This window comes from Rhodococcus sp. BE178 (genome assembly GCF_050433545.1).
Lineage (GTDB): Bacteria > Actinomycetota > Actinomycetes > Mycobacteriales > Mycobacteriaceae > Prescottella.
In genome coordinates this window covers 807,672-831,752 of record NZ_JBNPXA010000001.1, presented here as the reverse complement: position 1 = coordinate 831,752, position 24,081 = coordinate 807,672, and the positions used below count along the sequence as shown (strand labels likewise).

27 protein-coding genes are annotated in these 24,081 nt (G+C 68.9%); 21 read left to right on the top strand and 6 right to left on the bottom strand.

What is annotated here, in order from left to right:
* The first annotated feature begins 36 nt into the window (after window positions 1-36).
* The gene (locus J2X34_RS03875; protein WP_114724347.1) at window positions 37-909 is read left to right on the top strand and encodes an HpcH/HpaI aldolase/citrate lyase family protein; all 873 of its coding nucleotides are present in this window, start codon (window positions 37-39) and stop codon (window positions 907-909) included.
* Between the two features lie 96 nt (window positions 910-1,005).
* Window positions 1,006-1,761, top strand: a complete 756-nt coding sequence (hutC, locus tag J2X34_RS03870; protein ID WP_114724346.1) for a histidine utilization repressor — start codon at window positions 1,006-1,008, stop codon at window positions 1,759-1,761.
* A gap of 23 nt (window positions 1,762-1,784) precedes the next feature.
* On the opposite strand, the gene J2X34_RS03865 is transcribed toward hutC, so the two are convergent.
* On the bottom strand, window positions 1,785-2,573 hold the full coding sequence (locus J2X34_RS03865; protein ID WP_429516149.1) for an alpha/beta fold hydrolase: 789 nt from the start codon (window positions 2,571-2,573) through the stop codon (window positions 1,785-1,787).
* A gap of 54 nt (window positions 2,574-2,627) precedes the next feature.
* Between J2X34_RS03865 and J2X34_RS03860 the strand changes: the two genes are divergently transcribed.
* The 19 genes from J2X34_RS03860 (at window position 2,628) to J2X34_RS03770 (ending at window position 19,059) form a co-directional block, all read left to right on the top strand.
* On the top strand, window positions 2,628-2,981 hold the full coding sequence (locus tag J2X34_RS03860; RefSeq protein WP_114724344.1) for an ArsR/SmtB family transcription factor: 354 nt from the start codon (window positions 2,628-2,630) through the stop codon (window positions 2,979-2,981).
* A gap of 84 nt (window positions 2,982-3,065) precedes the next feature.
* Window positions 3,066-3,395 carry a hydrogenase maturation nickel metallochaperone HypA gene (locus J2X34_RS03855; RefSeq protein WP_114724366.1) on the top strand — a complete coding sequence of 110 codons (330 nt, stop codon included), beginning with the start codon at window positions 3,066-3,068 and terminating at the stop codon, window positions 3,393-3,395.
* A 3-nt stretch (window positions 3,396-3,398) separates the two neighbouring features.
* Window positions 3,399-4,220: a hydrogenase nickel incorporation protein HypB gene (gene hypB / locus J2X34_RS03850; protein ID WP_429516148.1), complete on the top strand. Its 822-nt coding sequence runs from the start codon at window positions 3,399-3,401 to the stop codon at window positions 4,218-4,220.
* Window positions 4,221-4,337: 117 nt separating this feature from the next.
* The gene (locus tag J2X34_RS03845) at window positions 4,338-5,423 is read left to right on the top strand and encodes a hydrogenase expression protein HypE (RefSeq protein WP_429516147.1); all 1,086 of its coding nucleotides are present in this window, start codon (window positions 4,338-4,340) and stop codon (window positions 5,421-5,423) included.
* A 40-nt stretch (window positions 5,424-5,463) separates the two neighbouring features.
* Window positions 5,464-7,257 carry a nickel-dependent hydrogenase large subunit gene (locus J2X34_RS03840; protein WP_429516146.1) on the top strand — a complete coding sequence of 598 codons (1,794 nt, stop codon included), beginning with the start codon at window positions 5,464-5,466 and terminating at the stop codon, window positions 7,255-7,257.
* 8 nt (window positions 7,258-7,265) lie between these two features.
* The gene (locus J2X34_RS03835) at window positions 7,266-8,198 is read left to right on the top strand and encodes a NifU family protein (RefSeq protein ID WP_114724341.1); all 933 of its coding nucleotides are present in this window, start codon (window positions 7,266-7,268) and stop codon (window positions 8,196-8,198) included.
* Window positions 8,195-8,866 carry a DUF5947 family protein gene (locus J2X34_RS03830; protein ID WP_429516145.1) on the top strand — a complete coding sequence of 224 codons (672 nt, stop codon included), beginning with the start codon at window positions 8,195-8,197 and terminating at the stop codon, window positions 8,864-8,866. Before J2X34_RS03835 ends, J2X34_RS03830 begins: the two co-directional genes overlap by 4 nt.
* Entirely contained in the window at window positions 8,863-9,504 is a 642-nt protein-coding gene (locus J2X34_RS03825; RefSeq protein ID WP_429516144.1) for a DUF6084 family protein, read from the top strand. Before J2X34_RS03830 ends, J2X34_RS03825 begins: the two co-directional genes overlap by 4 nt.
* On the top strand, window positions 9,501-10,949 hold the full coding sequence (locus tag J2X34_RS03820; protein WP_429516143.1) for a hypothetical protein: 1,449 nt from the start codon (window positions 9,501-9,503) through the stop codon (window positions 10,947-10,949). The genes J2X34_RS03825 and J2X34_RS03820 overlap by 4 nt, the downstream gene beginning before the upstream one ends.
* The gene (locus J2X34_RS03815) at window positions 10,946-11,065 is read left to right on the top strand and encodes a DUF6893 family small protein (protein ID WP_397484761.1); all 120 of its coding nucleotides are present in this window, start codon (window positions 10,946-10,948) and stop codon (window positions 11,063-11,065) included. Before J2X34_RS03820 ends, J2X34_RS03815 begins: the two co-directional genes overlap by 4 nt.
* 4 nt (window positions 11,066-11,069) lie before the next feature.
* Window positions 11,070-11,564: a hydrogenase maturation protease gene (locus J2X34_RS03810; protein ID WP_429516142.1), complete on the top strand. Its 495-nt coding sequence runs from the start codon at window positions 11,070-11,072 to the stop codon at window positions 11,562-11,564.
* A 3-nt stretch (window positions 11,565-11,567) separates the two neighbouring features.
* Window positions 11,568-11,834 (top strand): HypC/HybG/HupF family hydrogenase formation chaperone, encoded by a 267-nt coding sequence (locus J2X34_RS03805; RefSeq protein ID WP_429516141.1) that lies wholly within the window; start codon window positions 11,568-11,570, stop codon window positions 11,832-11,834.
* Window positions 11,831-14,236 (top strand): carbamoyltransferase HypF, encoded by a 2,406-nt coding sequence (gene hypF, locus J2X34_RS03800; protein ID WP_429516140.1) that lies wholly within the window; start codon window positions 11,831-11,833, stop codon window positions 14,234-14,236. Before J2X34_RS03805 ends, hypF begins: the two co-directional genes overlap by 4 nt.
* Window positions 14,233-14,988, top strand: coding sequence for a hydrogenase assembly protein HupF (locus J2X34_RS03795; protein ID WP_429516139.1), 756 nt, complete (start codon window positions 14,233-14,235; stop codon window positions 14,986-14,988). The genes hypF and J2X34_RS03795 overlap by 4 nt, the downstream gene beginning before the upstream one ends.
* Window positions 14,985-15,716: a D-sedoheptulose-7-phosphate isomerase gene (locus J2X34_RS03790; RefSeq protein ID WP_429516138.1), complete on the top strand. Its 732-nt coding sequence runs from the start codon at window positions 14,985-14,987 to the stop codon at window positions 15,714-15,716. Before J2X34_RS03795 ends, J2X34_RS03790 begins: the two co-directional genes overlap by 4 nt.
* A 2-nt stretch (window positions 15,717-15,718) precedes the next feature.
* Entirely contained in the window at window positions 15,719-16,816 is a 1,098-nt protein-coding gene (gene hypE / locus J2X34_RS03785; protein ID WP_429516137.1) for a hydrogenase expression/formation protein HypE, read from the top strand.
* Between the two features lie 32 nt (window positions 16,817-16,848).
* A complete protein-coding gene (locus tag J2X34_RS03780) occupies window positions 16,849-17,121 on the top strand; it encodes a HypC/HybG/HupF family hydrogenase formation chaperone (RefSeq protein WP_114724331.1) in 273 nt (90 codons plus the stop codon).
* A 28-nt stretch (window positions 17,122-17,149) separates the two neighbouring features.
* Window positions 17,150-18,280 (top strand): hydrogenase formation protein HypD, encoded by a 1,131-nt coding sequence (gene hypD, locus J2X34_RS03775; RefSeq protein ID WP_114724330.1) that lies wholly within the window; start codon window positions 17,150-17,152, stop codon window positions 18,278-18,280.
* A complete protein-coding gene (locus tag J2X34_RS03770; RefSeq protein ID WP_429516136.1) occupies window positions 18,277-19,059 on the top strand; it encodes a DUF6390 family protein in 783 nt (260 codons plus the stop codon). The genes hypD and J2X34_RS03770 overlap by 4 nt, the downstream gene beginning before the upstream one ends.
* Here the strand turns inward: J2X34_RS03770 and J2X34_RS03765 are convergent.
* From J2X34_RS03765 to J2X34_RS03745, 5 genes are all read right to left on the bottom strand, one after another.
* Complete coding sequence (locus tag J2X34_RS03765; RefSeq protein ID WP_114724328.1) at window positions 19,031-19,798, bottom strand: energy-coupling factor ABC transporter ATP-binding protein; 768 nt, start codon at window positions 19,796-19,798, stop codon at window positions 19,031-19,033. The genes J2X34_RS03770 and J2X34_RS03765 overlap by 29 nt on opposite strands.
* A gap of 1 nt (window position 19,799) precedes the next feature.
* On the bottom strand, window positions 19,800-20,558 hold the full coding sequence (gene cbiQ, locus J2X34_RS03760; protein WP_114724327.1) for a cobalt ECF transporter T component CbiQ: 759 nt from the start codon (window positions 20,556-20,558) through the stop codon (window positions 19,800-19,802).
* Window position 20,559: 1 nt separating this feature from the next.
* Window positions 20,560-20,907, bottom strand: a complete 348-nt coding sequence (locus J2X34_RS03755) for a PDGLE domain-containing protein (RefSeq protein ID WP_114724326.1) — start codon at window positions 20,905-20,907, stop codon at window positions 20,560-20,562.
* A complete protein-coding gene (locus J2X34_RS03750) occupies window positions 20,904-21,578 on the bottom strand; it encodes an energy-coupling factor ABC transporter permease (protein ID WP_114724364.1) in 675 nt (224 codons plus the stop codon). The genes J2X34_RS03755 and J2X34_RS03750 overlap by 4 nt, the downstream gene beginning before the upstream one ends.
* A gap of 656 nt (window positions 21,579-22,234) precedes the next feature.
* Window positions 22,235-23,830, bottom strand: a complete 1,596-nt coding sequence (locus J2X34_RS03745; protein ID WP_114724324.1) for an ATP-binding cassette domain-containing protein — start codon at window positions 23,828-23,830, stop codon at window positions 22,235-22,237.
* Window positions 23,831-24,081 lie beyond the last annotated feature (251 nt).

The following is a 24,081-nucleotide window of genomic DNA, read 5'->3' as shown; positions in this document are numbered from 1 at the left end:
CGCTCCCCATCCACGAGAGGAAAAGCCATCACTACCGTGAACTCCCGCAGTACCAGTGAGCCCGCCGGAGCGGTCTCTTCACGAGACGCGCGTTCGTGGCTGCTGGTGCCCGGAACAGGTACGCACGAACTCGAAGACACGATTCGAGGGCATGGCCCCGACGCCGTCATTCTCGATCTCGAGGACGGTGTCGCCCCCGAGGACAGGTCCCGTGCCCGCGACGAGATCCACGACTGGGCCACGAGGGGCGGGAAGGCATGGATCCGTGTGAACGCGGCCACCACCGCGGATTGGAGCGTGGACCTCGAATTCGCGGCTCGGTGTCCGGGGATTCTCGGGGTCGTGCTGGCGAAGGCCGAGTCCGCGGCGCAGATCGACGCGACCTCGGCCGAACTGGGCGACTTCGACGGGGGCCTGATCGCTCTGGTCGAGTCGGCGACCGGGGTGCTGGACGCGGTATCGATCGCGCGCGCGAACTCGGTGACCCGCTTGGCATTCGGCAGCGGCGACTTCCGCCACGACACGGCCGCGACGGACGATTCGGCAACGGTCATGGGGGCGCGGGCGCACCTCGTCCTGGCGAGTCGATCGGCCGGACTTCCCGCGCCGATCGACGGACCGTCACTCGCCGCCGAAGTGGGCGGACTGCGCAGCTACTGCCGCCGATCCCTTGCAACCGGGATGGGCGGCATGCTGTGTGTGAAGCCGGACCACATCGGCACGATCAACACCGGGTTCGCGCCCAGCCCGGAGGAGGTACGAGGTGCCAGGGAACTCCTCGCCAACCGCACCGACAGTATCGACGGAAGCTATCTTCCCCGCCTGCGCGCGGCCGAGGCCATCCTCGACCGCGCCCGGACATACCGGATCGACATCATGGACGACGCTCGGGTGACGACGAGTCGATGACCAGGCACACCGTTTCGGCCGCACACTGGTCGGTAGACTTCGTGGGCCGAGTCGACCGACGGAGCGTTGGGACTTCTCGAGATACAGGGGCAGCGGATGGCAGTGGTTGACGTCGACGCGGAACTTGCCGCGCTGTTCGACGAGGCCGGCGGCGAGTCCGTGCCCGCCTACGAGCGGGTCAAGAAGCTGGTGGCCGAGCAGATCCGTTCGGGCCGTTGGTCGGAAGGCGACCAGTTGCCGTCCGAGAACCAGTTCGTCAACGCACTGGGGCTGTCCCGGATGACGATCAACCGCGCGTTGCGCGAGCTGACGGGCGACGGCCTGATCGTGCGGATGATGGGCATCGGCACGTTCGTCGCCAGCACCAAGACCCCGTCACCACTGTTCGAGGTGAAGAACATCGCGGACGAGATCCAGGAGCGTGGTCACCGGCACCGCACCGAGGTGATTTTCGTGCGCGAAGAGGAGACCGACCACTCGCAGGTATTCCTACGGGATGCGGTCGGTGCCAGGGTGTTTCACTCGGTCCTCGTGCACTATGAGGACGAGACTCCGATCCAGGTGGAGGACCGGTTGGTGAATCCCGTCGAGGCGCCCGACTATCTCGACCAGGACTTCACCGCCATCACCCCCAACGACTACCTAAGCCGGGTCGCGCCGCTCGTGCGCGGTGAGCATGTCGTCGAGGCCGTCCTCGCCAGCCCGGAGGAGTGCCGTCTGTTGCAGATCGACCGCGGTGAGCCGTGCCTGCTGATCCGGCGGCGAACCTGGTCCGAACGGGGTCTGGTCAGTGCTGCCCGGCTGATCCACCCGGGGTCACGCAACCGGCTCGAGGGTGCCTTCAGTCGCTGAGGCTCTTGTCGCAGGCGCGCCGATCAGTACTCCTCGAGGAACGGCTTCACCACCGCCAGCACCTCCGGTGAGGCCGCGACGGTGGTGGCGTGGTCGAAGCCGGGAATGACCGCCAGCCGCGACCCCGGAATGAGCGACGCCAGCTTCTTCGTGTCGGACAGCCGCGGACGGTCCTCCGACCCGACGAACAGCAGTGTCGGCAGGTCGAGTGTTTCGAGTGCCGCGTCGGGGACGCCGGGCTCGGTCTCGGACCGGCGCAGGTACGCCACCAGCGCGCGGGTGTCGTTCGCGTTGAACGCGGCCCGAGTAGCGGCGTCCAGCGGCCAGGGGCGGTACGCGTTCCACTGATCGAGGAAGGCCGTCATGCCCTCGTGGTCGAGGACATCGATGCAACCAGGGAAGAACAGTTTGTCGAACGAACCGGCCTGTGGACGGGAACTGCCGCCGCCGACGGTGAGGGTGCGCAGGCGGTCGGGGGCGCTCACCGCGAGCGAGAGCCCGACGCGTCCGCCGAACGAGTAGCCCAGGTAATGGGCCCGGTCGTGACCCAACGCGTCGAGCACCGCGACGATGTCGCCCACCACCAGGTCCATCGCGTACGAGTCCGCGTCGTGCGGGGTATCGCTGCGGCCGTGGCCGCGCATGTCCGGCAGGATCAGCTGGTACCGATCGCGCAGGGCCTTGACGTATCCGAACGCGCGCCAGATCGCACTGGACAGCGCGGTGCCGTGCGCCAGCACCAACGGTGGCCCGTCGCCGATCACCCGATACGCGATCCCGACACCGTCGACGGGGTTGACTGCCTGCTGCATGACCACCCCCCTACGTTAGGTCGCGATCGGGATCAGCAGACCTACACTGAGGCCGTGCCCGAGATTCCCGCTATCGACCCGGATCACGCCCGCCGCGCGGCGCTGGCGCTCGAGACGCCGGACATCGGAGCGTGGGCCAACCGCTTCGAGCTGCTCTCCGACCCCAACCGGCTGCGGCTGCTGCTGTGCCTGCACCACGCCCCCGACATCTGCGTCACCGATCTCGCGGTGGCCCTTGGGATGACGGGCACCGCGGTGTCCCACGCGCTGCGTCTGTTGCGGCAACAGGGCTGGGTGTCGGCCGAGCGGTCCGGCCGCACCGTCCGCTACCGCCTGGTCGACGACACCGTGCACGAGCTGCTGCACACCATCGGGGCCACCCACTTCCACGAGCACGACGCGAGCTGACGTCGCTTCACCGAATCCCCTGTTGCCGGTCGCGGGTGCGGCCTATCGTGACTTCGGACAGCCTCCGTCCGGAGGGGACCCGTGATGCACGAGATGGCAATCACCCAGAGTGTCGTCGACGCGGTGTGCGAGCGCGCCGGCGACCGCGACGTGCGCAGCATCCGACTGCAGGTCGGTTGCCTGTGCGCGGTGGTGCCCGATGCGATGCAGTTCTGCTTCGAACTGGTCACGGAGGGGACGGTCGCCGAGGGCGCCCGCCTCGATATCGAGGAGCCTCCCGGACTGGCGCACTGCCGCGGCTGTGACACGGACTTCCCCCTGCGCGATCTGGTTCTGCTGTGTCCGTGCGGCAGCGCCGACGTCGAGGTCCTCTCGGGCCGTGAACTGCGGATCATGTCGATGGAAGTGGGTTGAACCATGTGTGCAACGTGTGGCTGCGGCAAGGTCGACGAGGCCGGCGGGACGGCCGGAACCCGGATCAGTGTCCCCGGCGTGGACCCTCGCGAGCATGCGCACGAACACGAACACGAACACGAACACGGTCACGGCCATGCGCACGGGCACGGCCACTCGCACGAGCCGACCGGGACCGAGACGATCACGCTCGAAGAGAAGATCCTGGCCAAGAACGACGTCCTCGCGGAGGAGAACCGCGCGTGGCTCACCGAGCGCGGGGTGCTCGCGTTCAATCTGATGAGCTCGCCCGGCTCGGGAAAGACCACGCTGCTCGAGCGCACAGTGCGAGACCTGTCGGATACCGGTCCGGTCTCGGTGATCGAGGGCGATCAGGAGACACTGCTCGACGCCGAACGCATCCGGGCCACGGGATGTTCTGTGGTACAGGTGAATACGGGCTCGGGATGCCACCTCGACGCCGAGATGATGCGCGGCGCGCTCGACACGCTGCGTCCCGCGAACGAGTCGCTGGTGTTCGTGGAGAATGTCGGAAATCTGGTGTGCCCCGCCCTGTTCGACCTTGGCGAGCAAGGTAAGGTTGTCCTAATATCGGTGACGGAGGGCGACGACAAGCCGTTGAAGTACCCGCACATCTTCGCGGTCGCCGACCTCGTGATCGTCAACAAGACCGACCTGCTCCCGTATGTCTCGTTCGACCCTGCGGTGTGCGAACGGAACGCAAGATCGGTGAATCCCGGTGTGCAGGTTGTGAATCTGTCCGCGACCAGCGGCGAGGGGATGGACCGGTGGTACCGGTGGATCGCCGAGCGTCGGCTGGGATGACCATCTGCCGTTGACATATCTCCCGGTCCGCGCCTTAATTGTGGTGGGCGTCACGCAAGTGGGCCGAGGGTCGACTCCGGTGACGCAGGGGCGGGTGAGCCCCGGGGAGTGGCCGACATGTCGACACCGACCAAAGCTGCGAAGAAGCCAGAGCACGCCAAGGCCGACGAGACGGACGAGGGGATCATCCACGTCCTGTGGATCAATGCGGGGCTCAGCTGCGACGGTGACTCCGTCGCGCTCACCGCCGCCACCCAGCCGAGCGTCGAGGAGATCGTCTTCGGCGCACTGCCGGGACTGCCCAAGATCGCCGTGCACTGGCCGTTGATCGACTTCGAGTGCGGGCCCGAGGGCGGCGCCGACGACTTCCTCGAATGGTTCTGGAAGGCCGACCGCGGAGAGTTGGAGCCGTTCGTGCTCGTCGTCGAGGGTTCGATCCCGAACGAGAACCTGCACGACGAGGGCTACTGGTGCGGATTCGGCAACAACCCGGAGACCGGGCAGCCCGTCACGACGAGCGAGTGGCTCGACCGGCTCGCGCCGAAGGCGACGGCGATCGTCGCGGCCGGCACGTGCGCCTGCTACGGCGGTATCCATGCGATGGCCGGCAATCCGACCGGGGCGATGGGCGTCCCCGACTACCTCGGGTGGGACTGGAAGTCCAAGGCGGGCCTGCCGATCGTGTGCGTGCCGGGCTGCCCGATCCAGCCGGACAACCTGTCCGAGACCCTGACCTACCTGCTGTACCAGGTGACCGAGCAGGCACCGATGATCCCGCTCGACGAACAGCTCCGGCCGCAGTGGCTGTTCGGGCAGACGGTGCACGAGGGCTGTGATCGCGCCGGCTACTACGAACAGGGTGACTTCGCGACCGAGTACGGCTCACCCAAATGCATCGTCAAGCTCGGATGCTGGGGTCCGGTCGTGAAATGCAATGTGCCCAAGCGTGGTTGGATGGCCGGCATCGGTGGCTGTCCCAACGTGGGCGGCATCTGCATCGGATGCACGATGCCGGGCTTCCCGGACAAGTTCATGCCGTTCATGGACGAACCCCCAGGCGGCATTCTCTCGAGTTCGGTGTCCGAGGTGTACGGATCGGTGATCCGCACGCTGCGCAACGTCACCGGCAGGACGCTCGAGAAGGAACCGCATTGGCGCGCGCCAGGGCGCCTGCTCAGGACGGGGGCCGTCCGCACCTGGTAGCGCGAACACACGCGATCGCCGAGGGAAAAGAGGCATCTCGATGACTTCAACCGTGCCCGAGCCGAAACAGGGGGCGACCGACGACAAGGGCCTCGTCGAGATGGCCTGGGATCCCATCACCCGCATCGTCGGCAGTCTCGGGATCTACACCAAGGTCGACTTCAAGAACAAGACCGTCGCCGAGTGCCACAGCACGTCGTCGATCTTCCGCGGCTACTCGCTGTTCATGAAGGGTAAGGATCCGCGCGACGCACACTTCATCACCAGCCGGATCTGCGGGATCTGCGGCGACAATCACGCGACCTGCTCGTGTTACACCCAGAACATGGCGTACGGGGTCCAGCCGCCGCATCTGGGGGAATGGATCGCCAATCTCGGCGAGGCCGCGGAGTACATGTTCGACCACAACATCTTCCAGGAGAACCTGGTCGCGGTGGACTACTGCGAGAAGATGGTGTCCGAGACCAATCCCGGTGTGCTCGCCCAGGCCGAGAACACCCCGGCGCCGCACGCCGACGAGCACGGCTACCGGAGCATCGCCGACATCATGCGGGCGCTCAACCCGTTCACCGGCGACTTCTACCGGGAGGCGCTCCAGGTCAGTCGGCTGACCCGAGAGATGTTCTGCCTCATGGAGGGTCGGCACGTCCACCCGTCGACGCTGTATCCCGGCGGAGTGGGGACGGTCGCGACGGTGCAGTTGATCACCGACTACACCACGCGCCTGATGCGCTACATCGAGTTCATGAAGAAGGTCGTGCCCATGCACGACGACCTGTTCGACTTCTTCTACGAGGCGCTGCCGGGTTACGAGCACGTCGGCGAGCGTCGGGTGATGCTCGGGTGCTGGGGTGCCTTCCAGGATCCCGAGGTGTGCAATTTCGCGTACAAGGACATGACGGACTGGGGTCGGAAGATGTTCGTCACCCCGGGCGTGATCGTGGACAACAAGCTGGTGACGACGGACCTCGTCGACATCAACCTGGGCATCCGCATCATGCTGGGGTCGTCGTACTACGACGACTGGTCCGACCAGGAGATGTTCGTCAGCACCGATCCGCTGGGCAATCCCGTGGACCGTCGCCACCCGTGGAACCAGCACACCAATCCCAAGCCGCAGAAGCGCGACCTCGAGGACAAGTACAGCTGGGTGATGTCGCCGCGGTGGTTCGACGGCAAGAGCAATCTCGCGCTCGACACCGGCGGCGGTGCCCTGGCCCGGATGTGGTCCACCGCGCTGGCCGGGATGGTCGAGACCGACGAGGTCATGGCCACCGGGCACAGCGTCAAGATCGACTTCCCGAAGACGGCGCTGAAGGGCCCGGCCAGCTTCGAGTGGCGGATCCCGCAGTGGAGCAACACGATCGAGCGCAACCGGGCGCGCACCTACTTCCAAGCGTACGCGGCCGCGATGGCCCTGCACTTCGCGCGCAAGGCGCTCGTCGAGATCAACGCCGGCCGCACCAAGACGTGGGAGTCGTTCGAGGTGCCCGACGAGGGCATCGGCTGCGGCTTCACCGAGGCGGTGCGCGGGGTGCTGTCGCACCACATGGTGATCCGGGACGGCAAGATCGCGAACTACCACCCGTACCCGCCCACGCCCTGGAACGCGAGTCCGCGTGATGCCGAAGGGGTCCCGGGTCCGTACGAGGACGCGGTGACGGATCTGCCGATCTACGAGGAGAACGGCCGTGACGACTTCAAGGGCATCGACATCATGCGTACCGTGCGCAGCTTCGATCCCTGCCTGCCGTGCGGTGTGCACATGTACCTCGGCGACGGGAAGAGTCTCGACAAGCTCCATTCTCCGACGCAGTCCATGACCGGGGAATGAGGTGAGGAATGGGGCCGGTAGACGACGAGACACGGATCCAGGCGCACGAATCCGATCGCTGGCGGGGAGCCGGCGATCGGATCGAGGCGCTGCTCGACGCCTCCGCGGTGGGAGGTCCGGTCGCGCGTGAACGGGCCGAGCAGCTCGTCCGCGAGGTGGTGGACCTGTACGGCGAGGCGTTGGACCGGATCCTGACCGCCGCCGGCCGCACCCCCGGGCTGGTGGACGAGCTGGCGCGGGACGAGTTGGTGTCGAGTGTGCTGCTGGTGAGCGGTCTGCATCCGCACGACGTCGAGACGCGGGTGCGGACGGCGCTCGACAGCGTCCGCCCCTACCTGGGTTCGCACGGCGGCGACGTCGAACTGGTGGACGTGTCGGACGGCGTCGTGCGCCTGCGCCTGCTCGGCAGCTGTCACGGCTGTCCGTCGTCGGCGGTGACGCTGCAGCTCGCGGTGGAGGGCGCCGTGCAGGCCGCGGCCCCGGAGACCACGACGATCGAGGTGGAGACCGACGAGCGCGAGACCGCACCCACGCCGGGCGTGTTCACTGCCGATTCGCTGCTCTCGCACGTGCGTGAGACCACTCCGCAGAACGGAAACTGGCTGGCGGTACCGGAATTCGCCGAGCTCGCTCCGGGGGAGGTCGGCGGGTTCACCGTCGGGGGACTCACTATGCTCGTCTGTCGCGTCGGCGACGATCTCTTCGCGTACCGGGACCGGTGCCCCGCGTGCGGGAACTCGATGGCCGGCACCACGATGGCGCGCCGCGCCGGTGGGCCGGTGAACGATGCGGTCCTGCGGTGCCCGAGCTGTCGCGCTCACTACGACGTCCGCCGGGCCGGCGCCGGGGTGGAGGTGCCGGACGATCACCTCGACCCGCTACCGGTCCTGGTGCGTGACGGCGTGCTCTCGGTGGCCGTGCCCACGGCGGTGACCGGGTGACCGCGCCGCGTGGCCCAGGCACCCCCACCGGACCGGCCCTGGGGGTGCTGCGTCGTATCGCGGTGACCAGACCGGACGCGCCGGTGGGCGAGCGGTGCGAGATGTGTGCGGCCCCGATCGCCGACGAGCACTCGCACGTCGTGAACATGGCCGGACGTCAGCTGATGTGCGTGTGCCGTCCGTGCTACCTGCTGTTCACCGAACCCGATGCGGCGCTGAAGTATCGGGCCGTGCCCGACCGGTACCTGTCGTTCCCGGACTTCCGGCTGGGGCCGGGCGAATGGGACGGGCTGGAGATCCCGGTGGGCCTGGCCTTCTTCTTCCGCAACTCCGAGCAGGATCGCACGGTCGCGTTCTACCCCGGACCCGCCGGTGCGACGGAATCCGATCTGCCGATCGCCGCCTGGGATTCGGTGGTGGCGGCCAATCCCGCGCTCCGCACCGTGGTCGCCGACGTGGAGGCGTTGCTGATCCGGGTCCCGACCACCGGACCCGGTGGCGCCGAGTGCCACCTGCTGCCGATCGACGCGTGCTACGAACTGGTCGGCCGGCTGCGGCGCTGCTGGCGCGGCTTCGACGGCGGGCAGGACGCCCGCCGCGAACTCGACGACTTCTTCGCGCGGATCGAACGCCGCAGTGTCGCCGCCGGCGAGGGAGGTGCGCTGTGACGTCGGTGGATTTCTCGGTGCTGTCGATCGGGCCGGAGCCGTTCTCGGTGACCCCCAACCTGATTGCGCGGGTGCGGATCGCCGAGAGCACGGGCGCGACCGTGCACGCGCTGGTGCTGCGCTGCCAGATCCGGATCGAGCCGCGGCGCCGTCGCTATTCGGACGCCGAGGAGGCGGGTCTGCTGGACCTGTTCGGGCCGCGGGAGCGCTGGGGGTCGACGCTGTCGACCTTCCCGTGGCTGCACACCACCGCGGTGGTGCCCGGGTTCACGGGTGAATGTGTGACCGAACTGGTGATGCCGTGCACGTACGACTTCGAGGTGACCGCGTCGAAGTATCTGCACGCACTCGAGGGTGACACGGTCCCCCTCAGTTTCCTGTTCAGCGGCACCGTCTTCACGAAGGGAGCCGGCGGGTTCTCGGTGGAGCAGGTCCCGTGGGATCGCGAGGCGCAGTTCGACATGCCGGTCGAGGTGTGGCGCGACGTGGTGCGGCAGAACTTCCCGTCGGACGGATGGGTGCGGCTGGACCACGACACGATCGCGGCGCTGGCGCGGTTCAAGGCGGCCCGGGGCCTGCTCGGGATCGATCAGGCCGTGACCGAACTGCTCGACGGTGCCGGGGAGGTGGCGACATGACGGGGGTCGGCGATCTGGCGCGGCTGCGGGCGGTGGCCGACGCCGTCCTCTACGAGGGCTACCTGCTCTACCCCTATCGGTCCACATCGGGAAAGAACCAGTCGCGCTGGCAGTTCGGTGTCGTGGGTCCCGTCGGTGCCGGCGAGCGGGGCATCGGCGAGGACTCGTGGATGCACGTCGACTGCGTGCTGGACCGAGCATCCGGCGACGTCGTGCTCGAGCCGGTGCTGCGGTTCCTGCAGCTGCAGGTCCGCACGGCCGAGGCAGCAGAGGCGGCCGAGGAGGGCGGCTACACGCCCGTTCCCGAACTCGTGTCGGCCGGGCAGACGTGGGTGAACTGGGACGAGGCCGTGGAGGTGGAGATCCCGCTCGGCGCGTTCACGCTGCCCGAACTGCTCGTCGGCGCCGGCAGCGAGATCCGGGTGCCGGGCGGAACCGACACCGAACAGCTCGGCGCCGCGGGACGTCTGGTCCGCGAGCGGTTCCCGTTGCGGGGCAGGGTCGATCTGCATGCGGTGGACGTGGACGGCGCGGTCCGACTGGGCGTCGACGTCACGAACGACGGGCGGCTGGACGACCTGGTGCGGTCGGGGGTGACGGACAAGGATACCGCGATCCGGCACTCGTTCATCGGCGCGCACCTGGTCCTCTCGACCGACGGTGCGCGTTTCGTGTCGCTGCTCGACCCGCCCGCGACGTTCGCCGACGCCGTGGCCGGCTGCCGCCAGTTCCGGTGCTACCCGGTGCTCGCGGGCGATCAGGATCCGCTCACGCCGGGGACCAGCGACATCGTCCTGGCGTCGCCGATCATCCTGTACGACCACCCGGAGGTGGCGCAGGAGAGCGGCGGAGACCTGTTCGACGCCACCGAGATCGACGAGATCCTCACGCTGCGCGTCATGACGATGACCGACGCGGAGAAGGCGCAGGCCCGCGCGACCGATCCACGGGCGGCGCAGATCATCGATCGGTGCGACAGCATGACGCCCGCCGAGATGCAGCAGTTGCACGGTGCGCTCCGCGATCCGCGCGCCTTCGGATCCGGGCTCGCCGAACCCCCGACGTTCGTCACCCCCGGTGGCCTCCTTCCCGAGGTGCCCGACGACGTCCCGTGGTGGGATCCCGCCGCCGACACCACCGTTCGGCCCGGCGTCGACGGTGTCCTCGTCGGCGGGGTGCGGGTCGCGAAGGGGAGTCTGGTGCGGCTGCGGCCGTCGCGGCGCGCCGACGCGCAGGACCTGTTCTTCGCGGGCCAGGTGGCCCGGGTAGCGACCGTGCACGCGGATGTGGACGGCGGAACGCACGTCGGGGTGGTGCTCGTGGACGATCCCGCGGCCGAACTGCACGACTGGTACGGCCGCTACCTGTATTTCGCGCCGGACGAAGTGGAACCACTCGATTCGCAGGGCATTTCGGCGAACGAGCGAGAGGAGAATGGGTCATGAGGGCAGTAGGAATGTTCTCCACCGTGCTGTTCGCGGCGGTGGCGGCGGCGGGTGCGTGGATCGCCGTGCGCTCGATCCCGGACATGCAGCGGTATCTGCGGATGCGTCGGATGTGACGATATGACGTCCGCCCCGCCGCGTGTCCTTCTCGCGGGCATCGGCAACATCTTCCTCGGCGACGACGGTTTCGGGCCGGCGGTGCTGAAGGCGGTGGTGGGCGGCCCGCTCCCGGCCGGTGTGCGCGCGGTGGACTACGGGATCCGGGGCATGCACCTGGCGTACGACCTGCTGGATGGCTGGGACGGCCTGATCCTGGTGGACGCGGTGCCGGACCGGGGTACGCCCGGCGCGGTCCGCGCGTTCGAGGTGGGCCGCGAACATCCCGACACGGCACCGCAACTCGACGCGCACGGGATGGACCCGGCGTCGGTGTTCGCGAGCCTCGCGGCCCTGGGCGGCACCTTGCCGCGGACCGTCGTCGTCGGGTGTCAGGTGCGCGACGTCGACGAGGGGATCGGCTTGTCCGCACCGGTCGCGCGGGCGGTGCCCGACGCCGCGGACGTGGTTCGTGCGGTCCTCGCCGACTTCGGCGCCGGTGTCGGAGTGGAGGGCTGAGCGATGTGTCTGGGAATCCCGGGACGGGTGGTCGGCATGCTCGAGGGCTACGGCGGCCAACTGGCACTCGTGGACGTGGAGGGCAGCGAACGCAAGGTCAACATCGGCATGCTCGACGATGCGAGCCTGGCCCCCGGCGACTGGGTGGTGATCCACATGGGTTTCGCGGTGGAACGCGTCGACCAGGCCGGTGCCGAGCAGGCGATGGCGGGTCTGGAACTGATGGGGCGCCCCCGGGAACCGCAGGGCGACCGCGGCGGTCCGCCGTGACGGCCGAGGCCGCCGACACTGCGGTGGTCGCGGGCCGGGCCGCCGTGGTGCGCCACCGGTTGACCGTGCGCGGGGTGGTGCAGGGGGTGGGGTTCCGCCCGTTCGTCGCGCGCCTCGCCGAGGACCTCGGCCTCGCCGGGCACTGCGGCAACGACGAGGTCTCCGTGTTCGTCGAGGCCGAGGGTCCGTCCGGTGCACTGACCGAGTTCGCGCGGCGACTCAGATGTGACGCGCCGCCGCTGGCCGTGGTGCTGGGCGTGACGGTCGAGGAGATACCGGCACACGGAGACGGTGCCCGGGAGTTCCGGATCGTGCCCAGTGTGCACACCGTCGGTGCGCGCACCCTCGTCCCGCCCGACGTGGGGATCTGCGTGGACTGTGCGCGCGAGATGGCCGACCCCGCCGACCGTCGGTACCGGCACCCGTTCGTGAACTGCACCAACTGCGGTCCCCGATTCACCGTCGTCACCGACCTGCCGTACGACCGGCCCGCAACCACGATGGCGGTGTTCCCGATGTGCCCGCGGTGCGCCCACGAGTACCGCGACCCCACCGACCGCCGGTATCACGCGCAACCGATCTGCTGCCCGGACTGCGGACCGCGGATCTTCCTCGAGACGGACGGCTGCCGGATCGACGGCGACGACGCGGTGCTCGAGCGGGTGCACCGGGAGCTCGCGGCGGGCGGCATCGTCGCGGTCAAGGGGATCGGTGGTTTCCACCTGGTGTGCGATGCCGGCAATCCGGGGGCGGTGCGCCGACTGCGACAGCGCAAGCACCGCCCCGCCAAGCCGTTCGCGGTGATGGCGGCGGACCTGTCGGTGGCGCAGGAGGTGTGCACCGTGAGCACCGCCGAGCGCGAGGTTCTGCGGAGTCCGGCGCGGCCGATCGTGTTGCTGCGGAAGGCGGCCGGAACCGCAGGAGTGTCGGAGGTGGCGCCGGGCCTGGACGAGCTGGGAGTCCTGCTGCCGTACGCGCCGCTGCACCACCTGCTGTTCGCCCCGGTGCCGGGCAGCGACGTCCGGCCGCCGCGGCTGCTGGTGATGACGTCCGGCAACCGCGGCGGCGAGCCGCTGTGCTTCGACAACGACGATGCGCGGCACCGGCTCGGCGGCATCGCCGACGTCTTCCTCATGCACGACCGGGACATCGCGGTCCCGTGCGAGGACTCGGTGCTGACGGTCGTGGACGGCGACGCGGCGCCGATCCGGCGGTCCCGCGGCTACGCGCCGCTGCCGGTGCTGCTGGACCGGGCCGGTCCGACCGTGCTCGCCGTGGGCGCCGAGGTGAAGAACACCTTCTGCCTCACCCGGCAGGACTTCGCCTTCTGCTCGGGGCATCTCGGCGACATGGGCAGCCTGGAGAGCCGACGCGCCTTCGACGCGACGGTGACGCTGCTGTCGGCGCTGCACGACGTCCGGCCCGCACTGGTGGTGGCCGACGACCATCCCGGGTACTCGACCCGGAGCTGGGCGGAGGACTTCAGTGCCCGGACCGGCGTGGACCTGTGCACCGTCCAGCACCATCACGCGCACGTCGCGGCGCTGGCGGCCGAGCACCGGCTGATCGGATCGCCGTTGCTGGGCATCGCCTTCGACGGCACCGGCTACGGCTGCGACCGCACCGTGTGGGGCGGTGAGCTGATCCGGGTGGGTGCCGACCTCCTCGACACCGACCGCGTGGGGCACCTGCAGTCGTTCTCGCTGCCGGGCGGCGACGTCGCGGTCCGCAACCCGGCCCGGGTGGCGCTGGCGCTGCTGCACGAGGTCGGTATCGACATCACCGACACGACGGACACGGGTGATCTGCCGTGCGTACGCGCGCTGCAGGCGAACGAACGAGCCGTGGTCACCGCCCAATTGGCGTCCGGACGGGGGTGCGTCCGGACCACGAGCGTCGGTCGGCTGTTCGACGGCGTCGCGTCGTTGCTCGGGGTCCGGCACCGGGTCAGCTACGAGGCGCAGGCCGCGATCGAACTCGAGGCGCTGGCCCGCACCGCCCGCACCGCGGCGCCGATCGAGATGCGGGTCGCCGACGGGCAGTTGCTCCTCGGGGACCTGCTCGACGGGCTCGTGACGGGTTTCCGTGCAGGAGTGCCGGTTCCGGAGTTGGCGCTCGGATTCCACCGCGCACTGGCCGAGGCCACCGCCGGGCTCGCCGTCGCCCTCGTACGGGAGGCAGGAATGGACACGGTGGGACTGACGGGCGGAGTGTTCCAGAACCGGCTGCTGACGTCGCTGCTGCGGCGCCGGTTGGAGGTGGCGGGCCTGACGGTGCTGACCCACCACGTGGTGCCGCCCAACGACGGCGGACTCTCGCTGGGGCAGGCGGTGCTGGGGCTCGCGGTACTCGGGGCGGAGCGCCGGACAAGGACCGAAGCGATCGATGGGGTGCAACCATGACGACGAGCGACACCAGGGTCGAACTGATCGACCGCGAACTGTCCGCGGATCTGGCGTCGGCGGCGCTGTCGCTGGCCCGCAGGTTCCAGAACGGCGCGACGTTGTGGGTGGTCTCGCCGCAGTGGGAACCGCACGCACACCACGTGGCGGTCGAGTTCGTGCACCCGGTGATCATGGGTAAACGTGCGCTGCCGTCGGTGTCACTCGTGGAACCGGATCCGGTGGCGCAGTGCCGCGTCGCGGCTCGGCCCGGCGACGTGATCCTCGCGGTGGCGTCCGCGGACCAGTCGCAGGTCCGCGACATCATGCGCCGCGCTCCGGCGTGGGGCACCGACACGATCTGGATCGGCTCGGGACCACGACCCGACGCAGGCGCGGCCACCCACATCCTGTGGGTGGACTCCGACGACCCGATGGTTCCCGCTACCGGACGGTTCGTGCTGATGTACCACCTGCTGTGGGAGCTCACTCACGTGTGCTTCGAGCATCCGGGACTGCTCCGTGCCTCCGACGGCACCGACGCCTCCGACTGTGCCGACGACGTGTGCGTCACGTGCAGCGACGAGGGCAGGCTCGCGGAAGTGGTGATGGTACCGGTGAATTCGTTCGACGAGGTACTCGTTCGCACCGCGGCGGGGGAGGAGCGGGTGGACGCAACGTTGATCGGTGACGTCGCCGAACGGGATCTGCTGCTGATCCACGGCGGCGCGGCGATCACCCGGGTACATCCCGACGAGGAGGCGCGGTCATGACCGGCACGACACCGGAATCCGGCTCGCAGGGCACGGACTTCCTGTACCCCTTCATCGACGCCCACGAGGAGGGCGCCGACGCGCTACTGGACGACCTCGCCGCATCGGCCCGGGGCAAGGCCGCGGAAAGTGCCCGGCTGCAGCGGGACTCGATCTCCGAATGGGGCGAGCAGATCCGGGAGGCCGGTGCCCGGATGGCCGAGCGGTTCGCCGACGGCGGTCGGCTCTACACCTTCGGCAACGGCGGGAGTTCCACGGACGCCGCCACGCTCGCGTCGCTCTTCAGCCGACCGGCCCTGGGGCGGCCCGTCGCGGCGTGGTCGCTGGCCGCGGACCAGGCGGTGGTCACCGCGCTCGGCAACGATGTCGGGTTCGATCTGATCTTCTCGCGGCAGATCATCGCGCACGCCCGCTCGCAGGACATGGCGATCGCGTTGTCGACGTCCGGCAACTCGGACGACCTGATGATCGCCCTCGCGGAGGCGCGGCGGCGCGGGCTCCTCACGATCGGTTTCGCCGGGCACGACGGCGGCCGCATGGCCGTCAGCGACGACCTGGACTACTGCTTCACCATCCGGTCGCAGAGCATCCACCGCATCCAGGAGAGCCACGCCCTCGTCGGCTACCGGCTGTGGTCGGCGGCCCAGGAACACATGTCACGGCAACACATGTCACGGCAACACACGTCACACGAACATTCGACCGCGACAACGGGACAGGAGGGTTAGCCATGGCAACAGAACCCACGACGGCCGCCGAGCGTGAGGACCGGGTGCTGGACCGCATCGCATCCTTCCGTAAGCGCCGGCCCCGGCTGCTCGAGGAGGTGGTGACCCTGGCGCACGGAGCGGGCGGGAAATCGTCCGCTGCGCTGGTGGACTCGGTGTTCGTGGAGGCGCTGCGCAATCCCCAGCTCGAGCAGTTGGGGGACGCGGCCGCCCTCACCCTCCCCGCGGGGGAGCGGATCGCGTTCTCCACGGACTCGTTCGTGGTGCAGCCGTTGCAGTTCCCGGGAGGATCGATCGGCAACCTCGCCGTCCACGGCACCGTCAACGACCTCGCGGTCTCGGGTGCCCGGCCGCTGTGGCTGTCGGCGGCGTTCGTCATCGAGGAGGGCTTCCCCATCGCGCTGCTGCGCGAGATCGTCCGGGACATCGCCGATTCGGCGGCGCAGGCCGGTGTCCACGTGGTCACCGGGGACACCAAGGTGGTCGGCAAGGGTGCGGCGGACGGCGTTTACATCTGTACCGCCGGCGTCGGCTCACTGCCCGTCGACCGGAAGCTGGGGCCGGAGCACGTCGGTCCCGGGGACCGGTTGCTGATCTCCGGCACCATGGGCGAGCACGGCATGGCGGTGATGCTGGCCCGCGGCGAACTCGCGATCGAGGCCGACATCCGTTCCGACACCGCCCCGGTCAACGGTCTGGTGCACGCGCTGCTCGAGGCGGCCCCGTCGACCCGATGGATGCGCGACGCGACGCGTGGCGGCGTCGGCACGGTGTGCAACGAGCTGGCCCAGTCCACCGGGTTCGCCGTCGTCCTCGACGAGGAGGCGCTGCCGGTGCAGCCGCAGGTGCTGGGCGCGTGCGACCTGCTCGGCATCGATCCGCTGTACGTCGCGAACGAGGGCAAGTTCGTGGCGGTGGTCGCGGAAGCCGAGACGGAGGCAGCGGTCACGGCGCTGCGCAGTTGTCCGGGTGGCGAGAACGCCGCCGTCGTCGGGGAGGTGCTCGCCGAGCCCGAGGGCATCGTCGCGCTGCGGACGGCGTTCGGTGGCAGTCGGATCGTGGACATGCTGGTGGGAGATCCGTTGCCCCGCATCTGTTGAGCGGACGAGCGGTTCGAGAGGAGGAAACGATCATGTGTCTGGGTATCCCGGGCCAGGTGGTGCAGATGGTGGACACCGAGCAACACCTCGCGAAGGTCGATGTCAGCGGTGTCCAACGGACGATCAGTGTGCGACTGCTGGCCGACGACGGACTGGTGGTGGGCGACTGGGTGCTGGTCCACGTGGGTTTCGCGATGGCGAAGATCGACGAGGCCGAGGCCGCGCTCACGCTCGACCAGGTCCAGAAGATGGGCGCCGACTACGTCAACGAGATCGACGCCTTCAACTCGTCGCGCATCAACTGAAGCGGCACCGGTACGAGGAGGTTGCAGCATGAAATTCGTGGACGAATTCCGCGACCCGGCGGCTGCTCGCGCGCTGGTCCGGTCCATCACCGAACTCGCCGGCGACGACGAGTTCAAGTTCATGGAGGTGTGCGGCGGCCACACCCACACCATCTACCGGCACGGCATCGAGCACCTGCTCCCGCAGTCCGTGGAACTGGTGCACGGACCCGGCTGCCCGGTGTGCGTGATCCCGATGGGCCGCGTCGACGACGCGATGTACCTCGCGGAGCAGCCGGACGTCATCTTCACGACCTTCGGCGACATGATGCGGGTGCCGGGATCGCACGGCAACCTGATCGAGGCCAAGGCCCGCGGTGCCGACGTGCGGTTCGTGTACTCACCGCTCGACGCCCTCAAGATCGCCGTCGACAACCCGGACAAGCAGGTGGTGTTCTTCGCGGTCGGATTCGAGACCACCGCACCGTCCACCGCGGTGACCCTGGTGCGGGCCCGGCAGATGGGGGTGACCAACTTCAGCATCTTCTGCAACCACGTGACGATCGTGCCTCCGATCAAGGCGATCCTCGAGTCGCCGGATCTGCGACTGTCCGGGTTCCTCGGCCCGGGACACGTGTCGACGGTGGTGGGCCTGCGGCCCTACCGGTTCGTCCCCGAGGTGTACGGCAAGCCGATGGTGGTGGCCGGGTTCGAACCCCTCGACATCCTGGCGTCGGTCTGCATGCTGCTGCAGCAGATCCGGGACGGTCGCTGCGAGGTGGAGAACCAGTACATCCGTGTGGTGCGCCCGGAGGGGAACACACAGGCGCTGAAGCTGATGAGCGAGACGTTCGCGCTGCGACCGCACTTCGAGTGGCGGGGGCTGGGATTCATCTCGCAGAGCGCCCTGAAGATCCACCCCGACTACGCCGAATTCGATGCGGAGGAACGGTTCTCGATGCCGGGCGTGCGGGTGGCCGATCCCAAGGCCTGCCAGTGCGGAGAGGTCCTCAAGGGTGTCATCAAGCCGTGGGAGTGCAAGGTGTTCGGTACCGCGTGCACACCGGAGACCCCGATCGGCACGTGCATGGTGTCGCCGGAGGGCGCGTGTGCGGCGTACTACAACTTCGGCAGGCTGCACCGCGAGACGGCGCTGCTGGTGGGGCGGAGACCGGAGTGACCACCGGCATCGATTCCGGACGGATCCTGTTCGCGCGGTACGCCTATGCGCCGAACGCGCTGGGCTACTGCGGTCCGCCCGGCGCCGCGGGCCTCGAGGCGGTGGCGTGCGGGACCGGATCGGGCGTCGACGTCGGTGCCGCGGCCCGGCAGTTCAGTGGTGCGTGGCCGTACCAGCAGTTGCTCGCCGAGCTGGCGGGGATGGACGACCCGCTCGACGAGAGGGTGGTGCGCGGCTACTGGACCGGCAACGAACTGACCGCCGCCGTGGACCGGGAACGGTTCGGCCGGGAGTTGCTGGTCCGGTTGGGGGAGCGGGCCGGACACTACTGGAACTACCTCACCGACGACCTGTTGCCCGAGGCCGCGCCCACCCACGCCTTCCACGTGTTCGGGGTGTACCCGTGGACCCGACTGCTCGGCACCGGGATGCCGCAGCCGCTGCACGTGCTGGACTCGTGCCGGATCCGCAACGGCGTCGTCCTGGAGTTGCGGCCGGACACCGCCATCGTGCGTTCGCGGGGACTGCAGTTCGACGGGACGAAGCTGATGCTGGGCCCGCTCGAGGACCGGGCGGTGCGCCGACGCGTCCCGGCCGGCTCGTTCGTACCGGACCTGCGGATGGGCGACCGGGTGGCGGTGCACTGGGACCTGGTGTGCGACCGGCTCGACACCGACGAGGCGGCGTCCCTGGAACACTGGACCGACTGGCAGCTGGGGCGGACCAACGAGCGGCTCGCGAGCGAGGCCGTCAGTGCCCCGTCCCAGGACCCGGTGTAGCCGCCGGAAGCACGAAGCCCCACGGTAGTTCGAGGCGGTGCGCCGCGAGCAGGGCGTCGTCGGCGAGGACCCGCTCGATCCGGTCGTCGGCGACCACGCGCCCGTCGTCCAGTACGACGGCCCGCCCGCACAGCTGCGCCGCGTAGGGCAGGTCGTGCGTGACGAGCAGCAGCGTGGTGTCCAGCCCGCCCAGGACCTCGGCGAGCTCGCGTCGGGCCACGGGATCGAGATTGCTCGACGGCTCGTCGAGCACCAGGACCTCCGGCCGACACGCCAGCACCGTCGCGAGGGCGACCCGGCGGCGCTGCCCGGCGGAGAGGTGTCCGGCGCTGCGCTGCGCGTGCTCGGTCATCCCCACCTGTTCGAGGGCGTCGGCCACCCGGTGTTCGAGGTCGCTGCCGCGGACCCCGAAGTTGGCGGGGCCGAACGCGACGTCCTCGGCGACGGTGGGCATGAACAGTTGGTCGTCGGGATCCTGGAAGACGACACCCACCCGGCGTCGGATCTCGCGGACGGTATCGCGGCCCAGTTCGAGCCCGCCGATCCGCACGCTGCCGGCGGTGGGGGTGAGGACGCCGTTGAGCTGGAGCATCAGGGTGGTCTTGCCGGCGCCGTTCGGTCCCAGCACCGCGACCCGTTCGCCCTCGGTGACCGTGAGATCGATGCCGTCCAGCGCGCGGCGCCGGTCCGGATACTCGAAGGTGAGCTGCCGGACGTCTATCGCTGTCGGAGCAGCCATCTCACACCATCCATGCTGTCGTCGCGATCGCCACCGCGCATACGGTCGGCGCCAGGCCCACACACCAGTCCACCCGGCCGGCGGGTGCGCTCGACAGCGGCACCGTGCCGGTGAAACCCCGGGACGCCATCGCCAGGTGCACGCGTTCTCCTCGCTCGTAGGCGCGCAGGAAGACTCCGCCGACGCCACGGGCGGTGGCTCCCACCTGATGCAGCGTGCGGGGGTCGTCACCGCGGGCGATCCGCGCGGTCCGCATCCGATCAATCTCCCCGGCAAGGATATTGACGTAGCGCAGCATCAGCGTCACGACCGTGACGATGATGCCGGGCACGTGCAGCCGGGACAGCCCGGCCGGCAGTGCGCGGACGGGGGTCGTGGCGGCCAGCGTCAGCGACACCAGCACGCCGAGGGTGCCCTTGACCAGAATGTTCCACGCCGCGAGAAGCCCCGGGACCGACAGAGACAGCCCGACGGCGGTGATCCGGTCACCGGACTCGGCGAACGGCAGGAGCACCGCGAGGACGACGAACGGCAGTTCGATGAGCATCCGGGGTGCCAGCCAACGCAATCCGATGCCCGCGATGCACCAGACCACCACGAGGATCGCGAGGTACAGCGCGAACGCCCACACCGCCTCGCGTGGTGTGGCGACGATCGCGAACACCCCGACGAACGCGGCGAGAATCTTCACCTCGGCGGGCAGTCGGTGTACCGGGGATGCGCCCTCGAGATAGAGCGGGTGGGTGTGCGAACCCGACACGTCACGGCCCCCGGCGGCGGGCGAGGACGCGGAACAGCAATCCGGCCGCCACGAACACGGCCACCACCCCGAGTATCCCGGCCACGCCGGTGAGCGCGGAGTTGCCGCGGATCGAGTAGTCGGCCAGCGGCGACGAGGACAGGTGGTGATCGGTGGCGTTCTGCGCGATGCAGTCGCCCACCAACTGCTCGGCGCCATCGGTCTCGACCACCTCGCACCCGCGCTGCGTGGTCGCGTCCAGGCCGTCGGGGCTGGAACTGGCGAAGTACGAGAGCACGCCCGCGATCAGCAGTGCTGCGACCGCGAAGCCGACCAGGAACCACGAGCGGGTGCGGACGGTCCTGGTCATGGCGTCACCGCCGCCCGCACCGGCCGCGCGCGCAGCAGGTACACCAGGTCCGGGCGGGCGCGGGCGACCGCAACGACCGTGAACGCGGTGATGATCCCCTCGCCGACCCCGATCAGCGCGTGGGTGCCGAACATGTACGCGGCGACGGTGTGCAGCGACGTCACGGCGGCGCCGCCGATCGCGTACTCCACCACGAACATCGATGCTGCGAGAACCGTTGCACACCAGGCCGAGAAGAACGCGAGGATGCCGATCCCGGCATCGCCGCCTCGAACCAGCAAGGGCCGCAACGCGACGGCCACGGTGTACCCGACCGCCGTCCCGACGAGCGCCATGTTCGTGATGTTCGCGCCGAGTGCGGTGAGACCGCCGTCGGCGAACAGGAGCGCCTGCACGGTCAGCACGATCGTGATGCACAGTGCGCCGGTGTACGGCCCCACCAGGATCGCCGCGAGACCGCCCCCCAGCAGGTGGCCGCTGACTCCCGGCAGGATCGGGAAATTGATCATCTGCACCGCGAAGATGAATGCCGCGACCAGTCCCGCCATCGGGGCGGTCCGCTCGTCCAATTCGGTTCGCGCGCGCCAGATCGCGATGCCGACACCCACGGCCGCGACAGCCCAGAACAGGGCCGACGTGGGAGCGTCGAGGATGCCGTCGCTCATGTGCATTGCGGAGTATTCGATGACCACGGTGCCCTCCTGGGGCCGGGGATCGGTACCCGCAGTCTATCGAGTCATCTGAACAGTTGAACAGGCTTTCCGGAATCGTCCGGTTCCGGTGTCTGCCAACGATCTATCGGGGGCGCAGGAGGACGTATGCGCATCCCAACGTTGTCGCGGTCAGGACCAGGATTCTGAGGGACTCGGCCACTCTCACTCCGATGGCAAGGGCGAGGACGGTCGGGCCGATCGTGAAGAGGACCGCGCAGAGAATCAGCGGGATCCGCCTGGAGGGGCGGGCGGGCCGTCGAATATCGGTTTCGTCGGACCGCGAATCGATCAGGTCGAGTTGCGGGTCGAGGTGATCGAGACTGTTCATTGGGGCTTTCGCACGTGTTCGATGGGATCGTGCTGGTTGGAAGGGGTTTTGTCGCGCTGCGCCGGATTCGATGCTAATGGAATTCGGGTGGCCCACCGACCCGCTTTCGTATTCGTTGACGACAGTAAATTCAACGAAAATGGTCTGTTCTTCTCAGGACTCGACGCGGCCGAGTCCATTGGGGTCTTTCGGCACTGGTACGCCTTGGCCGCTCGTGGCAGCGCCGGCGAAATCGGCCCGCAGATGGAGAGAATTGTCACTCCCGGCTCAGCGTGCAATTCGTGGGTCAGTCGATTTCCCGTAGGCCTGAATCGTCCAGTTCGAGCCGGCGCGTGATACCGATGTCGTCGAGGAACTGCCGATCGTGGCTGACGACGATCAGCGCCCCGCGGAACCCGTTGATCGCCTGCACCAGGTGGGCAAGGCTCGGCAGGTCCAGATTGTTGGTGGGCTCGTCGAGGATCAGCAACCGCGGCGGGGGATCGGCCGCGAGGAGCATCGCGAGCGCGGCGCGCAACCGCTCGCCGCCCGACAGCGTCGCGACCGCCGCGTCGGATTCGGCTCCCCGGAACAGGAATCGCGCCAGACTGCCGCGGACTTGTTCGGCCGACGCGTGTGGGGCGGCGGCGGCAACATTCGCGGCCACCGACTTCTCGTCGTCGAAGATGTCGAGACGCTGGGGGAGTAGCGCGAACGGAACCTTCGTGCCGCTCCGCGCGATCTCCTGCAGCGCCGTGGTCTTGCCGATCCCGTTCGGTCCGGTCAACGCGATCCGCTCGGGACCGGTGACGGTGAGGTCGACTGACTGACCGGAACGCAGGCGCGTGCCGGTCAGCTCGATCACCTGCTGTCCCGGAAACACTTCGGTGTCGGGCAGATCGACGCGGATCTCGCGATCGTCCCGCACCCGGTCCTGCGCATCGGCGAGAATCCGTTTGGCGTCGTCGAGCTTCTCGATGTGATTGCCCCGCAGCTTGCCGGCCGACTCCTGCGCTGCGCGCTTGCGCAGGCCCATCACGATCTTCGGTTCCCTCTTGTTCTCGGACATCTTCTTGCCGTACCGCGCTCGACGGTCGAGCTTGATCTGCGCCTCGACGAGTTCGCGTCCCTGCTTCCGGACGTCGCTGCGGGCGTCGCGCAGTGCAGCGCGGGCGGCTTCCTGCTCGGCCTCGACGGCCGTCTGGTAGTCGCTGAAGTTGCCGCCGAACAAGCGAATTCGACCGTCCCGCAGTTCGGCGATCGAGTCCATCGTCTCGAGCAGGCCGCGGTCGTGGCTGACGGTCAGCACGGTGCCGGGGAACTGGAGGACCGCGGCGGTGAGAAGGTCGCGGCTGTCCACGTCGAGGTTGTTGGTGGGCTCGTCCAGCAGCAGGACGTCCGGTTGGAGCAGTAGTTGCGCGGTGAGCCCGAGCAGTGTGGTCTCGCCGCCGGACAACTCGCCCACCGTGCGGTCGAGATCGCCGACGCCGGTGACGATGCGCTGCAGTCCGAGGCGGTGCAGCGTCGACACGGCGCGTTCCTCGATGTCCCACGAGTCGCCGACCGTGGCGAAATCGGATTCGGTGCCCGCCCCGGATTCGATGCGCGACAGCGCCTGTCGAATGTCGGCGATGCCGAGCACGACGTCCACCCGAACAGTCGGGTCGAGTGTCAGGTCCTGCGCCAGATACGCGACGGTGCCGTGCGCGGTGACGGAACCACGGTCCGGTCGCAACCGTCCGCCGATCAGTTTCAGGAGCGTCGACTTGCCGGAACCGTTGAGACCGACGAGGCCGGTTCGGCCCGAGCCGAACACGGCGTCGAGTCCGTCGAGGACGGGGGTGCCGTCGGGCCACGAGAACGTGAGGTCGGACAGGGCGACGGACGAGGAAGGATGTGCCATGAATACTCCGAGAGGTTGCGTGCGGTGCGCAGGCGTGTGCCGCAGCACACGCCGCGCTCTGGCGCGGGGTCACCTCTACAGGAGCAAGGGCTCTCTCCGATCGAACGGGAACATCGACGTCGAACACGTTATGGGCGGTTCAACGCTCGCGCAACCCATTTATTCCGCTCGCGGGGAGCGGAAGGGTTCCGCAGACCGGTGACCACGACGATCATGGAACTCGTGTGCGGGTACTCGACCCATGCGACCCC